Raw genomic sequence first — 13,902 nt, 5'->3', positions numbered from 1 at the left:
GCAGTTTGGGGTGCTGGACGCCTGCATCATCTCCAGCGTGGTCCCGCAGTCGATCTTCAACCTGCGTAATCTGGCGCGCCGCTACCTGCATGTGGAGCCCCTGGTCATCGGCGAGAACGCCGAGCTCGGCATCGCCGTGCGGATCGACAAGCCCTCGGAGGCCGGGGCTGACCGCCTGGTCAACGCCATCGGCGCCCACATGGTCTATCCTGGCCCCCTGATCGTCATCGATTCCGGCACCGCCACCACCTTCGACATCATCGCCGCCGATGGCGGGTTCGAGGGCGGGGTGATCGCGCCGGGCATCAACCTGTCCATGGAGGCCTTGCATGCGGCCGCCGCCAAGCTGCCGCGGGTGGCTATTCAGAAGCCTCAGCGGGTAATCGGCAAGGACACGGTGGGCGCCATGCAGTCCGGCGTCTTCTGGGGCTACATCGCCCTGATCGAAGGCCTGATCAGCCGCATCAAGTCAGAATGGCCCGAGCCACTGACTGTTATTGCAACCGGCGGCGTCGCGTCGCTGTTCCACGGGGCCAGTCTGGCGATCGACCACTTCGATCCGGACCTGACCATAAGGGGTCTCCTCGAGATCCATCGCCGTAATTCCGGAGGCGCCTGATGGCCGCCAACAAGACGCAAGACGAGCTCGTTTTCCTCCCCCTGGGGGGCTCCAACGAGATCGGCATGAACTTCAACCTCTATGGGTTCGGGCCGCCCCATGCGCGCAAGTGGATCATCGTTGATCTCGGCGTCACCTTCGGCGACCTGACCACGCCTGGCGTCGACCTGATCCTGCCAGATCCGACCTTCATTGAAGAACATGCCGACGACATTCTCGGCATCGTTCTGACCCACGCGCACGAGGACCACATCGGCGCGGTGGCCTGGCTGTGGCCGCGCCTGCGGGCGCCGCTCTATGCGACGCCCTTCACCGCTTTCCTGTTGCGCGAAAAGCTGCGCGAGGGCGGGCTTGAGGGCCAGGTCGAAATCAATGTCGTGCCGCTCGGCGGCCGTGTGACGCTGGGTCCCTTCGAGATCGACCTGATCACCCTGACCCATTCCATCCCCGAGCCGAACGGCCTGTCGATCCGCACGCCGCTGGGCACCGTCCTGCACACCGGCGACTGGAAGATCGATCCCGATCCGGTGCTGGGTTCGGCCACCGACGAGACCTTCATCCGCCAGCTGGGGGATGAGGGGGTCCTGGCCATGGTTTGCGATTCCACCAACGTCTTCGTGGAGGGCGAGTCCGGTTCTGAGGCCGACGTGCGCGATGCGCTCGCCAGGCTGATCGGCGAGCTGAAGGGCAAGGTCGCCGTGGCCTGCTTCGCCTCCAATGTGGCGCGGATGGACTCGGTCATCCGGGCGGCCGAGGCCAATGGCCGCCGGGTCTGCCTGGTGGGCCGTTCCATGCACCGGATGGCGGCGGCCGCCCGCTCGGTCGGGTTGTTCACCGGCCTCAAGGACTTCGTCAATGAGAGCGAGGCGGGCTACTTCCCCGCCGACTCCATCCTCTATCTCTGCACCGGCAGCCAGGGCGAGGCCCGCGCGGCCCTGTCACGGATTTCGGATGGGACTCACCCCCATGTGAACCTGGGGAAGGGGGATTCCTGCGTCTTCTCCTCGCGGGTCATTCCGGGCAACGAGATCGCCATCCGCAATCTGCAGAACCGCATGGCTGATCGCGGGGTGCGGCTTTACACCGACAACGATCACCCCGGGATCCACGTCTCCGGCCACCCCTGCCGCGACGAGCTGGCGCGGATGTATGCCTGGGCGCGGCCCCAGATCGCCATTCCCACCCACGGAGAGCGCCGCCACCTGCTGGAGCATGCGGCCTTCGCCCGGGACCTGCAGGTGCCGCAGACGGTGGCGCCCCGCAATGGCGACATGGTGCGACTGGCGCCCGGTCGGGCCGAGATCATCGACGAGACCCCGGCCGGCCGGCTCTATGTGGACGCCAATGTGGTGGTCAGCGAGAACGGCGAGGCCCTACGGGAACGCCGGCATGCCGCCCACAATGGCGTTGTGACCGTGGCCGTGGTGCTGGACAGCCGCGGCAAGATCACCTCCGGTCCCCAGGTCCGCGCCATCGGCATGCCCACCGATGACGACTATCCCATGGATGAGGCCCTGGACGATCTCGCCGAGGAGGCCGAGCGGGCCCTCGGGCGGCTGTCCGGCGCCGATCGTGACCTGGATCAGGCGGTGGAGACAGCCATGTCCCGGGCGGTCAAGAAGGCCTGCCAGCGCGTGTGGGGGCGCCGCCCCGTGGTGGAGACGACCGTCCTGCGACTTTAGGGTCTTCGCGCCGTAGGGGCAGGGGGCGTATACCAGCATCCATGATCGGGAAACTGAACCATGTGGGCGTCGCTACGCCCTCCATCGACGCCGCCGTCGCCCTCTATCGCGATGTGCTTGGCGCCACCTCCATCACTGAGAAGTGGGCCATGGAGGAACAAGGCGTCTGGGTCTGTTTCGTCAATCTGCCGAATTCGCAGATCGAGCTGATCGAGCCCCTGGGGGATAACTCTCCCTTGAAGGGCTTCCTGGCCAAGAATCCGGCGGGCGGTCAGCATCACGTCTGCTTCGAGGTCGAGGACATCCTGGCGGCCCGTGACGAGATGCGCGCCAAGGGCGCCACGGTCCTCGGGACCGGCGAGCCGCGCATCGGCGCCCACGGGACCCAGGTGATATTTGTCCATCCGAAGGATATGGGGGGAGTTCTCATCGAGCTGATGGAAACCCCCAAGGAGAACCACTGATGGGCGTCACGACAGCCATCGCCATCTATCTCATCATCTGGTGGGTGGTGCTGTTCACCATCCTGCCACTCGGGGTGATCAGCCATGCCGAGGCGGGCATCGACAAGGGCGACGGGGGCGATCCCGGCGCGCCGGTGGACCCGAAGCTCAAGAAGAAGTTCATCACCACGACCTGGGTCTCGGCCATCGTCTTCGTGGTCGTCTATCTGGTGATCCGCCTGGGCCTGGTGCCCATGCCGAGCTCCGCCGCCAACTTCTAAGCCTTCCGGCGGTCGGCCTGCGCAGTTCTGCGCCGTGCCTGGGCTTCGCCGCCTGGAAATTGGGCGTTGGGGCCAGCGATCCGCGCTTTGGGTGCTTGCGCATACCTCGCCCCTGTTACGGCGGTTACATTTGAAACAGCCAAACCGGTCCGGCCGGCTTGCGCGCGTTTTCCCCGATGACCAAACTTGAAGGCCGCCCGCCCTGCGCAGGCGGCCTTCTTTTCGCCGCTTCGATTGCCAAGGTCGGACGCACGGGGCTAATCAGGGCCTCCCGTCCGAGTTTCGTATCCGAAGGCCCGCCGAATGCGTCTGTCGCGCTATTTCATTCCCACCCTGCGTGAGGCGCCCTCGGACGCCCAAATCGCCTCTCATCAGCTGATGCTGCGGGCCGGAATGATCCGTCAGGAAGCCGCCGGCATCTATGCCTGGCTGCCGCTTGGCCTGCGGGTCCTGAAGAAGATCGAGCAGATCGTCCGCGAGGAAATGGACCGGGCCGGCGCCATCGAGGTGCTGATGCCCACCCTGCAGCTGGCCGACCTTTGGCGCGAGAGCGGCCGCTATGACGATTACGGCGACGAGATGCTGCGCATCAAGGACCGCCACGAGCGCGACCTGCTCTATGGGCCGACCGCCGAAGAAGTCATCACCGAGATCTTCCGGGCCCATGTGAAGAGCTACAAGGACCTGCCGAAGAACTTCTACAATATCCAGTGGAAGTTCCGCGACGAGCGCCGCCCCAGGTTCGGGGTGATGCGCGGCCGTGAGTTCCTGATGAAGGACGCCTATTCCTTCGACGTGGACGAGGCCGCAGCCCGTCGCTCCTATAACCGCATGTTCGTGGCCTATCTGAACACCTTCTCCCGTCTGGGGCTGAAGGCCGTGCCCATGCGCGCCGACCCTGGCCCGATCGGTGGCGATCTCAGCCACGAATTCATCATCCTGGCCGAAACCGGCGAGAGCCAGGTCTTCTGCCATCGCGACCTGGTGGAAATGCCGCCCCCCGGCGACGTCGACTGGGACGGCGACCTGCAGCCCATCGTCGACCAGCGGACCGCCCTCTATGCGGCCACCGAGGACATGCACGAACAGGCGCGTTTCGAATCCGAAGTCGCCGAGTCTGACCGTCTGTCGGCCCGGGGCATCGAGGTCGGCCACATCTTCTACTTCGGCGAGAAGTACTCCAAGCCCATGCGGGCCGTCGTCACCGGGCCCGACGGCCAGGAGCGGCCGATCCATGGGGGCTCCTATGGCGTCGGGGTCTCACGCCTGGTGGGTGGTATCATTGAGGCGAGCCATGACGCCGCCGGCATCATCTGGCCCGATGCGGTCGCGCCCTTCGGCGTGGCGGTGATCAACTTGCGGCCGGGCGACTCGGCCGTGGACCTAGCCTGTGAGCAGGCCTATGGCGCCCTGCGTGACGCCGGCAAGGATCCGCTGCTGGACGACACCGACGAACGTCCGGGCGCCAAGTTCGCCGCCATGGACCTGATCGGCGCCCCCTGGCAGCTGATCATCGGACCCAAGGGCGTCGCCGAGGGCAAGGTGGAGATCAAGCGCCGGGCGACCGGCGAGCGCCAGTCCCTGCCGCTGGAAGACGCCTTGAAGGCGATCATCGCGTGAGCACCGTGGCCGCGCCCTTCGGACGCTGGGAGCGCATGCTCGCCGGCCGCTATCTGCGCGCCAAGCGCAGCCAGGGCGGGGTGGCGCTGATTTCGATCATCTCCTTTGTCGGGATCATGCTGGCTGTGGCGGTGTTGATCATCGTCATGTCGGTGATGAACGGTTTCCGCACCGAACTGCTCGACCGGACCCTGGGCTTCAACGGCCACGTCTATGTGGCTGGCGGTTCGCTGTACGAGCCCGAGGTCCAGACGCTTGCCGGCGAAATCGCCGCCCTGCCTGGCGTCACCCAGGCTGCCCCCCTGGTGGAAGCCCAGGCCATGGCGCTGGGCCAAGGCCAGATCAGCGGCGTCGTGGTCCGCGGCATGAGCGAGCCGGATCTGCGGCGCACGGAGATCGTCTCCGGCAACATCGTCCGCGGCTCCCTCGAAGGTTTCGGCGCCGGCGAATACGGCGGCGACCTGCTGCTGATCGGTGACCGCCTGGCCGAATCCCTGGGCGTCCAGCCGGGCGATCCCCTGACCCTGATCTCGCCCAGCGGCGGGGCGACGGCCTTTGGTTACACGCCTCAGCGCAAGACCTACACGGTCGGCGGCACGTTCAGCGTCGGCATGAGCGAATACGACCAGCTGTTCATCTACATGCCCCTGGAGCAGGCCCAACTGTTCTTCGCCCGGGAAGGTATGGTCGACGTGGTCGAGATCCGGGTGGCCGATCCCGACCGGGCGCCGGCCATGAAAGCCTCCATCGCTGAACTGGCTGGACCCACGGCGGTCGTCACCGACTGGACCCAGCGCAACGCTAGCTTCTGGAACGCCCTGAAGATCGAGCGCAGCGTTATGCGCCTGATCCTGATGCTCATCGTAGCTATTGCCGCCATGAACATCATTTCGGGCCTGGTCATGCTCGTGAAGAACAAGGGCCGCGACATCGCCATCCTGCGCACCATGGGGGCGGGACGGGGAGCGATTCTTCGCATCTTCTTCATGGCCGGCGCCTCAGTGGGCGCCCTGGGCACCCTTGTGGGCCTTGTCCTCGGCGTGCTGTTCTGCATCTTCATCGGCCCGATCCAGAATGCGGTGGAATGGGCGACGGGGGCCGAGGTGTTCAGCTCGGACATCTATTACCTGGCGCACATCCCGGCCAAGGTGGACGCCCTGGAGGTGATGATCGTGGTGGGCTGGGCCCTGGCCGTCTCGTTCCTGGCGACCCTGCCGCCGGCCCTGCGGGCCTCGCGTCTCGATCCGGTGGAGGCTCTTCGCTATGAGTGAGGCCCCCGTCCTGGCGGTGCGCGGCCTGGAACGCACCTATGTCACCGGCGATCGCAGCTTGACGGTCCTGCGTGGCGTCGATCTGGATGTTTCGCCCGGCGAGATTGTCGGCCTGATCGGGCCTTCGGGGTCTGGAAAGTCCTCGCTGCTGCACGCAGCAGGCCTTCTGGAGCGCCCCAACGCCGGTCAGATCTTCATTGAGGGCCGCGACTGCTCGACCCTGAACGAGCGGGCCCGCACCCGGGTGCGTCTGGGCTCCATCGGTTTCGTCTACCAGTTCCACCACCTGCTGGCGGAGTTCAGCGCCCTGGACAATGTGGCCCTGCCGATGATGATCGCAGGCCAGGACCACGAGGCGGCCCGGGAGCGAGCGGCCCTGTTGCTGGGTCAATTGGGTCTGGCCGAACGGGTGGATCACCAGCCGGCGCAGATGTCCGGCGGCGAGCAGCAGCGGGTCGCGCTCGCCCGCGCCCTGGCCAATTCGCCCCGTCTGCTGCTGGCCGACGAGCCTACCGGCAATCTCGATCCCACGACCTCGGGCGAGGTGTTCGATAGCCTCTACCGGCTGGCCCGGGAGACCGGGGTGGCGGCGGTCATCGCCACCCACAATCTCGAGCTCGCCCGGCACATGGACCGTGTCCTGGCGCTGAAGGACGGCCATCTGGAGCCGCAGTCGCTGTTCTAGGCCAGGGCGCTCAAGCGCCGAAGGTGGTCGAACCGTCGGCGCCGATCACGCTGCCGGGGTTATGTGCGACTTCCCAAACATGGCCGTCGGGGTCGGCGAAATAGCCGGAATAGCCGCCCCAGAAGACCGGCTCCGGCGCCTTCAGGGCCTTGGCTCCGGCCGCCAGAGCCTCGGCGAAGGTGGCGTCGACGCCCTCTCGGCTGGGTTCATTGATGGCGATGGTGACGCCGCTGAAGGTCCCATCGATCGGGCGCTTGGCGTCCTCAGCAAGCGCGGCGCGCCCGAACAGAACCCAGGGCCAAGCCCGGCAGCTGGTAGAAGCAGACATCGTCGGTAGCGCTGACCGGACGCCAGCCCAGGCCGTCCTCATAGAAGCTCCGGGCCCGGTTAAGGTCATCGACCCCCAGGGTGATCAGGCTTACGCGTTGGTCCATCAGGGGCTCCAGTGGGTTTGAGCGGGGGTTGACGAGGAGAACAAAACCAGAATAAGAACATATACGGAACATCCACAAGGGGGTTGGTTATGGTCATTCATCTGGCGCGGGAATCGCTGGCTTTTGTCTCGGTGGCGGGCTTCGTGTGGGTCGTCTGTCAGTTCGCCTATCTGGTGGGCTAGACCAGCGACGCAGCCAGGGAGGCGAGGATGAACCAGCAGCAGAACGAGGGCTTCGTTCACCTGCGGGTGCGCTCGGCCTACTCCCTTCTGGAAGGCGCCATCAAGGCGGACGCCATCGGCGCCCTTGCGGCGGCCAACGACATGCCGGCCGTCGCGCTGACCGACCGCACCAACCTCTATGGCGCCCTGGAGTTTTCGGTGGCGACCCAGGGGCAGGGGGTTCAGCCGATCATCGGGTGCGCTCTTGCGGTCACCGGCATCGGCGAGCGTCAACCCGAAAAGTGGGCCAAAACCCCGACCATCGTCCTGCTGGCCCAGAGCGAGGCCGGCTATCTCAACCTCTCGCGCCTGTCCTCCATGGCCTATATCGACAGCGTCGGCGGGGTCGAAGAACCCGCTGTCGCCTGGAGCAAGGTGGTGGACCATGCCGAGGGTCTGATCCTTCTTTCCGGAGGCTGGGACGGCCCGGCAGACCCGTTGATGGCGGCCGGCAAGGTCGCCGAGGGCCGGGCCGTGCTCAGCGATATGCATCGGGTGTTCGGCGACCGCTTCTATGTCGAGTTGCAAAGACACGGGCTGGCGCCCCAGGCCCTGGCCGAACCAGAGCTTGTCGCCTTCGCCTATGAGATGGATGTGCCGCTGGTGGCCACCAACGACGCTCATTTCACTCTTCCAGACATGCACGCCGCGCATGACGCCCTGCTGTGCATCGCCGATGGCGCCTTTGTCGGGCAGGATGAACGTCGCCGGGTGAGCGGTGAGCACTGGTTCAAACCCGCCGCCGATATGCGGACCCTGTTCGCCGATCTGCCGGAGGCCTGCGACAACACCCTTGAGATCGCTCGCCGGTGCGCCTTCATGGTGCGCAAACGCGATCCCATCCTGCCGCGCTTTCCCACCGAGGGAGACCGCACCGAGGCCGAGGAACTGGCCCATCAGGCCCGGGAGGGACTCAAGGGGCGCATCGCCGCCGGCCAGGCCAGCCACGCCCCTGAAAGCGAGTATTTCCAGCGGTTGGAGCGGGAGATCGGGGTCATCACCGAGATGGGCTTCCCCGGCTACTTCCTGATCGTTGCGGACTTCATCAAGTGGGCCAAGGCCCATGACATACCTGTGGGTCCGGGCCGGGGTTCCGGGGCCGGCTCGCTGGTGGCCTATTCCCTCACCATCACCGACCTCGATCCCCTCCGTTACGGTCTGCTGTTCGAGCGCTTCCTGAATCCGGAGCGGGTCTCCATGCCCGACTTCGACATCGACTTCTGCCAGGACCGGCGGGAGGAGGTGATCTCCTATGTGCAGCAGCGCTATGGCCGCGACCGGGTGGCCCAGATCATCACCTTCGGCACCCTGCAGGCCCGGGCTGTGCTGCGCGATGTGGGCCGGGTGCTGCAGCTGCCGCTCGGCCAGGTGGACCGTCTGGCCAAGATGGTGCCGGCCAATCCAGCCAACCCGGTGACCCTGGCCAAGGCCATTGAGATCGAGCCACGACTGCGGGCGGCCCGGGATGAGGACGAGGCGGTCTCGCGCCTGTTGGATGTCGCGCTCAAGCTGGAAGGACTCTACCGCAACGCTTCCACCCACGCCGCCGGCGTGGTCATCGCCGACCGGGCGCTCACCGAGCTGACGCCCCTCTATCAAGACCCCCGCTCGGACCTGCCCGCCACCCAGTTCAACATGAAGTGGGTCGAGAGCGCAGGCCTGGTGAAGTTCGACTTCCTGGGGCTGAAGACCCTGACGGTGATCGACAAGGCCCTGAAGTTCCTCGATCAGCGCGGCGCCCGGGTCGATATGGGCGTCCTGCCGGTGGATGACGCCAAGACCTATGAGCTGATGTCGGCCGGGCACACGGTGGGGGTCTTCCAGATGGAAGGCCAGGGCATGCGCGACACCCTGCGGCAGCTCAGGCCCAACTCCATCGAGGATGTCACCGCCGTGGGCGCCCTCTATCGTCCGGGCCCGATGGACAACATCCCGGCCTTCGTCGACTGCAAGTTCGGCCGCCGGACCATCGACTACCTGCACCCCTCCCTGGAGCCCGTGCTCAAGGAGACCTACGGGATCATCGTCTACCAGGAACAGGTGATGCAGATCGCCCAGATCCTGGCGGGCTATTCCCTCGGAGGCGCGGACCTTCTGCGCCGGGCCATGGGCAAGAAGAAGAAGGACGAAATGGCCCAGCAGAAGGCCATGTTCGTCGCCGGCGCCTCGGAACGCGGGGTTCCCGAGAGTCAGGCGGCTTCGATCTTTGAGCTGGTGGACAAGTTCGCCGGCTATGGCTTCAACAAGAGCCACGCGGCGGCCTATGCGGTCGTCTCCTATCAGACGGCCTGGCTCAAGGCGAACGCGCCGGTGGAGTTCTTCGCCGCCTCAATGAGCCTCGATATCGCCAATACCGACAAGTTGGCGGTCTTTTATCAGGACGCCAAGCGGTTCGGCGTGAAGATCCGCGCTCCGGACATCAACCGCTCCGGCGCTGATTTCGAGGTGGCCGATGGGGAGGTGCTCTACGCTCTGGGCGCGGTGCGCAATGTCGGTCTCGCAGCCATGCAGCATGTGGCTGAGCTGCGGCGGGAAGGGGGACCGTTCCGCGACATCTTCGATTTCGTGGAGCGGGTCGATCCGCGGCATGTGAACAAACGCACCTTCGAGACCTTGGCGAGGGCCGGGGCCTTTGAGTCCATCCACCCCAACCGGGCCCAGCTGGTGGCCGCCGCCGACGCCCTGATCGCCTACGCCCAGAGTGTGGCGGCCGACCGGGCCTCGGCCCAGGCCAGCCTGTTCGGCGGCGATCAGGCTGGCGTCGGCCGGCCCCGTCTGCCCCGGGCGGAAATGTGGACGCCAGTGGAGCGCCTCGATGAGGAGCTGGCCGCTGTGGGCTTCTACCTTTCAGGCCATCCGCTGGAAGACATGGTGCCGGCCCTGCGCCGCCGGCGCACCGAGTTGCTCACCGACGTCATCATCAAGGCCGAGGCGGGCGCCGAGGTCTTCCGCATGGCCGGCGTGGTGCGCCGCAAGCAGGAGCGGGCCTCTCAGTCGAGCGGCGAGAAGTTCGCCTTCGTCACCCTGTCGGACCCGACCGGGGAGTATGAGGTGCTGTTTCCCCCGGAGTCCCTCCGTCGCTGTCGCGACGTGCTGGAGCCGGGCAAGGCGGTCTCCATCAAGGTCCGCGCCAAGGCGCGGGACGGGGAGGTGCGCTTCTTTGGGGATGAGGCCGAGCCGGTGGAGAAAGCCATCGAGAACGCCGTGGCCGGCCTGCGCGTGCATATCTCGCCTCGCAGCGCCGAAATCGACGCCCTCAAACGCCGGCTGGAGGGGGCGGTGAACGCCCGCGGCGGCGAGATCATTCTGACGGCGCCTTTGGAAGGCGGCCGGGAGGTCGAGGTCAAACTGCCGGGCCGCTTCACCCTGGATGGCGCCATGCGCGGCGCCCTGAAGACCGCGCCTGGCGTGCTCTACGTGGAAGAGCTCTAGTCGGCCCTGGCGGCTGACCTGGCAGCGGGGCGGCGGCGAGGCCCTTGCTTTTTCTGCGATCTGGACGTATGCCGCGCCCATCACACACGCAGGCGTGCGGCGACTCTCGGGGAGACATCCCGGGCGTTACCGTTCCGGGCTCCCCACAAGGGGGTTTTGGCTTGCGGAGGCATACCGGAAAAAGGAGCCAATCATGGCGCTTCCCGACTTCTCCATGCGTCAGCTTTTGGAAGCTGGCGCCCACTTCGGCCACCAGACGCACCGCTGGAACCCGAAGATGGAACGCTACATCTTCGGCTCGCGGTCGAACATCCACATCATCGACCTGTCGCAGACCATCCCCCTGCTGCATCAGGCCTTGGTCAAGGCCCGCGACGTGGCCGCCGGCGGCGGTCGCATCCTGTTCGTGGGCACCAAGCGCCAGGCGTCCGATCCCGTGGCCGTGGCCGCCAAGCGTTGCGCGCAGTACTACGTCAATCACCGCTGGCTGGGCGGCACGCTCACCAACTGGCGCACCGTGTCGGGCTCGATCGCCCGCCTGCGCGAGCTGGAAGGCCTGCTGGAAGGCGAAGGCGCCAAGCGCAGCAAGAAGGAACTGCTGCAGCTGACCCGCGAACGCGACAAGCTCGAACTGTCCCTGGGCGGCATCAAGGACATGGGCGGCATCCCCGACCTGATGTTCGTGATCGACACCAACAAGGAAGCCATCGCCATCCAGGAAGCCCGGAAACTCAATATTCCGGTCATTTCCATCCTGGACACCAACTGTGATCCGGCTGGCATCACCTATCCGATCCCGGGCAATGACGACGCGGCCCGCGCCCTGCAGCTCTATTGCGACCTGATGGCCGACGCCATTCTGGACGGCCTCACCGCCGGCCAGGTCGCCGCGGGCGTGGATCTCGGCGCCTCGGAGGCTCCGATGGAGCCGGCCCTGGGCATGACCGCCGCGGCCGAGGCCGAGCCGGCCGCCGCCGAAGGCGAAGCCACCCAAGCCTAAGGACTGGTCCGCCTCCCAAAGGGGGCGGGCTTCGACATCAAACTGTGACGGCTGGGGCTCTATCCAGAGGCCCAGCCGTTGATTCTAGACCAAGGGAGCCGAGCCATGGCGGAGATCACCGCTGCGCTGGTCAAAGAGCTGCGCGAGAAGTCTGGCGCAGGCATGATGGACTGCAAGAAGGCGTTGCAGGAGAACGGCGGCGACATCGACGCCGCCATCGACTGGCTGCGCACCAAGGGCCTGTCCAAGGCCGCCAAGAAATCCGACCGCGCCGCCGCTGAAGGCCTCGTGGCCGCCGCCACCCGCAAGGATGGCGCAGGCATGACCGGCGTCGTCGTCGAGCTGAACGCCGAGACCGACTTCGTCGCCCGGAACGAGCTGTTCCAGTCGGCGGCCAAGGACATCGCCCTGGTGGCTCTGGATGTGGAGGGCGTTGAAGCCATCTCCGCGGCGAAGACCGCAAAGGGTGAAGTGGTGACCGACGTGGTCACCAACCTGATCGCCACGATCGGCGAGAACATGATGCTGCGTCGGGCCTCGCGCCTGACCGTGGCGCAGGGCGCCGTGGCCTCCTACATCCACGCCGCGGCCGCCCCCGATCTCGGCCGTATCGGCGTGCTGGTGGCCCTGGAAGGCGCCGGCGACCAGGCCAAGCTGCAGGAGGTCGGTCGTAAGATCGCCATGCATGTGGCCGCCACCAACCCGCTGTCGCTGTCCACCGACGACCTCGACCCCGAGGCCGTGGAGCGTGAAAAGGCGATCTTCACTGAACAGGCGCTCGCCTCGGGCAAGCCCGCCGGCGTGGTGGAGAAGATGGTCGAGGGACGGATCCGCAAGTTCTTCGAGGAAGTCGTCCTGCTCAAGCAGGCCTTCGTGATGAACCCCGATCAGACCGTCGAGCAGCTTATCGCTGAACTGGCCAAGGAAACCGGCTCGCCGGTGACCATGACCGGCTTTGTTCGCTTCGGCCTGGGTGATGGCGTCGAGAAGAAGGTCGACGACTTCGCCGCCGAAGTGGCCCAGCTCAGCGGCCAGGCCTAGGCCTTAGACGACCTACAATGCAGGGCGCGGCGCGTTCGACGCGGGCCGCGCCCTTGCGCTATCTTGCCCAAGCCAGATTCGGAAAGACGCGCTCATGCCCAAGACAGCTGCTGCCCTGCGCTACAAGCGGATCCTGCTCAAGGTCTCGGGCGAGGTGCTGATGGGGGAGCAGGGGTTCGGCATCGATCCCAACACCCTGGAGGCGGTGGCCAAGGATATCGCCGAGGTGGTCAGCCACGGGGTCGAGCTGTGCCTGGTCATCGGAGGCGGCAATATCTTTCGCGGCGTCTCCCTGGCCGGCAAGGGGATGGAGCGCTCCAGCGCCGACTATATGGGCATGCTGGCCACGGTGATGAATGCGCTCGCCCTGCAAGGCGCCCTGGAAAAGGAAGGCGTCTTCACCCGGGTGCAGTCTGCCATCCCGATGGACGCGGTCTGCGAACCCTACATCCGCCGCCGGGCCATGCGCCATCTGGAGAAGGGCCGCGTGGTCATCTTCGCCGCGGGCCTGGGCGCCCCGTACTTCACTACCGACACGCCCGCGGCCCTGCGCTCGGCCGAGATGGGGTGTGAGGCCCTGTTCAAGGGCACCAGCGTCGATGGGGTCTATACGGCCGATCCGAAGAAGGACCCCAAGGCGGTCCGCTACGAACAGCTCAGCTATCATGATGTGCTGGCTCAGGACCTGCGGGTCATGGACGCCTCGGCCATCGCCCTGATGCGTGACAACGAGATCCCTATCGTGGTGTTTTCCATCCGCGAACGGGGGAATTTCCTGAAGGTGCTGAAGGGGCAGGGCGTCTTTACGACGATCGCCTGATCTTTCCGCCGCCAACCTCACGACCCCATGGAGGAGCCCCAATGGCCGCCGCACCGAAGCCGGTTCTTTCGAGCTACAAGGATCGCATGGACAAGGCCGTCCTGGCCCTGAAGGAAGAGTTCGCCTCTCTCCGCACGGGACGCGCCTCAGCCGGGCTGCTCGACCAGGTGATGGTCGACGCCTATGGCTCCACTGTTCCGATCAGCCAGGTGGCCGCCGTCAGCGTGCCAGAGCCGCGCATGCTCACGGTCAGCGTCTGGGACAAGGGCGTGGCCGTGTCGGTGGAGAAGGCGATCCGCAACAGCGGACTTGGCCTGAACCCCGTGGTCGACGGTCAGACCCTGCGCATCCCT

Annotated in this window: 15 protein-coding genes; 13 read left to right on the top strand and 2 right to left on the bottom strand. The window is 66.2% G+C overall.

Annotated elements, in window-relative coordinates:
- From Q8N19_RS12040 to Q8N19_RS12010, 7 genes are all read left to right on the top strand, one after another.
- On the top strand, positions 1-619 hold a 619-nt coding region (locus Q8N19_RS12040; RefSeq protein ID WP_305590954.1), incomplete at its 5' end, for a type III pantothenate kinase.
- Positions 619-2,301: a ribonuclease J gene (locus Q8N19_RS12035; protein ID WP_305590952.1), complete on the top strand. Its 1,683-nt coding sequence runs from the start codon at positions 619-621 to the stop codon at positions 2,299-2,301. The genes Q8N19_RS12040 and Q8N19_RS12035, both read left to right, overlap by 1 nt.
- Before the next feature lie 41 nt (positions 2,302-2,342).
- Positions 2,343-2,765 (top strand): methylmalonyl-CoA epimerase, encoded by a 423-nt coding sequence (mce, locus tag Q8N19_RS12030; RefSeq protein WP_305590950.1) that lies wholly within the window; start codon positions 2,343-2,345, stop codon positions 2,763-2,765.
- Entirely contained in the window at positions 2,765-3,025 is a 261-nt protein-coding gene (locus Q8N19_RS12025; RefSeq protein ID WP_305590948.1) for a DUF1467 family protein, read from the top strand. Before mce ends, Q8N19_RS12025 begins: the two co-directional genes overlap by 1 nt.
- A 303-nt stretch (positions 3,026-3,328) precedes the next feature.
- The gene (gene proS / locus Q8N19_RS12020) at positions 3,329-4,645 is read left to right on the top strand and encodes a proline--tRNA ligase (RefSeq protein ID WP_305590946.1); all 1,317 of its coding nucleotides are present in this window, start codon (positions 3,329-3,331) and stop codon (positions 4,643-4,645) included.
- 35 nt (positions 4,646-4,680) lie between these two features.
- Complete coding sequence (locus Q8N19_RS12015; RefSeq protein ID WP_305590955.1) at positions 4,681-5,916, top strand: lipoprotein-releasing ABC transporter permease subunit; 1,236 nt, start codon at positions 4,681-4,683, stop codon at positions 5,914-5,916.
- A complete protein-coding gene (locus tag Q8N19_RS12010) occupies positions 5,909-6,601 on the top strand; it encodes an ABC transporter ATP-binding protein (protein ID WP_305590944.1) in 693 nt (230 codons plus the stop codon). The genes Q8N19_RS12015 and Q8N19_RS12010 overlap by 8 nt, the downstream gene beginning before the upstream one ends.
- 10 nt (positions 6,602-6,611) lie before the next feature.
- On the opposite strand, the gene Q8N19_RS12005 is transcribed toward Q8N19_RS12010, so the two are convergent.
- Both Q8N19_RS12005 and Q8N19_RS12000 read right to left on the bottom strand, forming a co-directional pair.
- Positions 6,612-6,929 (bottom strand): VOC family protein, encoded by a 318-nt coding sequence (locus Q8N19_RS12005; RefSeq protein WP_305590942.1) that lies wholly within the window; start codon positions 6,927-6,929, stop codon positions 6,612-6,614.
- Complete coding sequence (locus Q8N19_RS12000) at positions 6,865-7,035, bottom strand: VOC family protein (RefSeq protein WP_305590940.1); 171 nt, start codon at positions 7,033-7,035, stop codon at positions 6,865-6,867. The genes Q8N19_RS12005 and Q8N19_RS12000 overlap by 65 nt, the downstream gene beginning before the upstream one ends.
- An 89-nt stretch (positions 7,036-7,124) precedes the next feature.
- Between Q8N19_RS12000 and sidA the strand changes: the two genes are divergently transcribed.
- The 6 genes from sidA to Q8N19_RS11970 all read left to right on the top strand — a co-directional run.
- Positions 7,125-7,217, top strand: a complete 93-nt coding sequence (gene sidA, locus Q8N19_RS11995) for a cell division inhibitor SidA (RefSeq protein ID WP_293321322.1) — start codon at positions 7,125-7,127, stop codon at positions 7,215-7,217.
- 27 nt (positions 7,218-7,244) lie between these two features.
- Complete coding sequence (dnaE, locus tag Q8N19_RS11990; protein WP_305590937.1) at positions 7,245-10,688, top strand: DNA polymerase III subunit alpha; 3,444 nt, start codon at positions 7,245-7,247, stop codon at positions 10,686-10,688.
- Between the two features lie 193 nt (positions 10,689-10,881).
- Positions 10,882-11,688: a 30S ribosomal protein S2 gene (rpsB, locus tag Q8N19_RS11985; RefSeq protein WP_305590935.1), complete on the top strand. Its 807-nt coding sequence runs from the start codon at positions 10,882-10,884 to the stop codon at positions 11,686-11,688.
- 105 nt (positions 11,689-11,793) lie between these two features.
- Positions 11,794-12,729 carry a translation elongation factor Ts gene (gene tsf, locus Q8N19_RS11980; RefSeq protein ID WP_305590933.1) on the top strand — a complete coding sequence of 312 codons (936 nt, stop codon included), beginning with the start codon at positions 11,794-11,796 and terminating at the stop codon, positions 12,727-12,729.
- 94 nt (positions 12,730-12,823) lie between these two features.
- On the top strand, positions 12,824-13,549 hold the full coding sequence (gene pyrH, locus Q8N19_RS11975; protein WP_305590931.1) for a UMP kinase: 726 nt from the start codon (positions 12,824-12,826) through the stop codon (positions 13,547-13,549).
- A 41-nt stretch (positions 13,550-13,590) separates the two neighbouring features.
- Positions 13,591-13,902: ribosome-recycling factor (locus tag Q8N19_RS11970; RefSeq protein ID WP_305590929.1), on the top strand; the 312-nt coding region annotated here is incomplete at its 3' end.

The sequence above is a fragment of the Phenylobacterium sp. genome (assembly GCF_030693405.1).
Lineage (GTDB): Bacteria > Pseudomonadota > Alphaproteobacteria > Caulobacterales > Caulobacteraceae > Phenylobacterium.
Note: the sequence above shows the minus strand (reverse complement) of the source record. Positions and strands in the feature narration are given on the sequence as shown.

What these genes read in the sequence shown, in the direction of transcription:
- proS (WP_305590946.1), top strand. Translation starts at nt 3,329, where the DNA reads ATGCGTCTGTCGCGCTATTTCATTCCCACCCTGCGTGAGGCGCCCTCG.
- rpsB (WP_305590935.1), top strand. Translation starts at nt 10,882, where the DNA reads ATGGCGCTTCCCGACTTCTCCATGCGTCAGCTTTTGGAAGCTGGCGCC.
- Q8N19_RS12000 (WP_305590940.1), bottom strand. Translation starts at nt 7,035, where the DNA reads ATGGACCAACGCGTAAGCCTGATCACCCTGGGGGTCGATGACCTTAAC.
- tsf (WP_305590933.1), top strand. Translation starts at nt 11,794, where the DNA reads ATGGCGGAGATCACCGCTGCGCTGGTCAAAGAGCTGCGCGAGAAGTCT.
- sidA (WP_293321322.1), top strand. Translation starts at nt 7,125, where the DNA reads ATGGTCATTCATCTGGCGCGGGAATCGCTGGCTTTTGTCTCGGTGGCG.
- mce (WP_305590950.1), top strand. Translation starts at nt 2,343, where the DNA reads ATGATCGGGAAACTGAACCATGTGGGCGTCGCTACGCCCTCCATCGAC.
- Q8N19_RS12010 (WP_305590944.1), top strand. Translation starts at nt 5,909, where the DNA reads ATGAGTGAGGCCCCCGTCCTGGCGGTGCGCGGCCTGGAACGCACCTAT.
- Q8N19_RS12035 (WP_305590952.1), top strand. Translation starts at nt 619, where the DNA reads ATGGCCGCCAACAAGACGCAAGACGAGCTCGTTTTCCTCCCCCTGGGG.
- Q8N19_RS12015 (WP_305590955.1), top strand. Translation starts at nt 4,681, where the DNA reads ATGCTCGCCGGCCGCTATCTGCGCGCCAAGCGCAGCCAGGGCGGGGTG.
- dnaE (WP_305590937.1), top strand. Translation starts at nt 7,245, where the DNA reads ATGAACCAGCAGCAGAACGAGGGCTTCGTTCACCTGCGGGTGCGCTCG.
- pyrH (WP_305590931.1), top strand. Translation starts at nt 12,824, where the DNA reads ATGCCCAAGACAGCTGCTGCCCTGCGCTACAAGCGGATCCTGCTCAAG.
- Q8N19_RS12005 (WP_305590942.1), bottom strand. Translation starts at nt 6,929, where the DNA reads ATGTCTGCTTCTACCAGCTGCCGGGCTTGGCCCTGGGTTCTGTTCGGG.
- Q8N19_RS12025 (WP_305590948.1), top strand. Translation starts at nt 2,765, where the DNA reads ATGGGCGTCACGACAGCCATCGCCATCTATCTCATCATCTGGTGGGTG.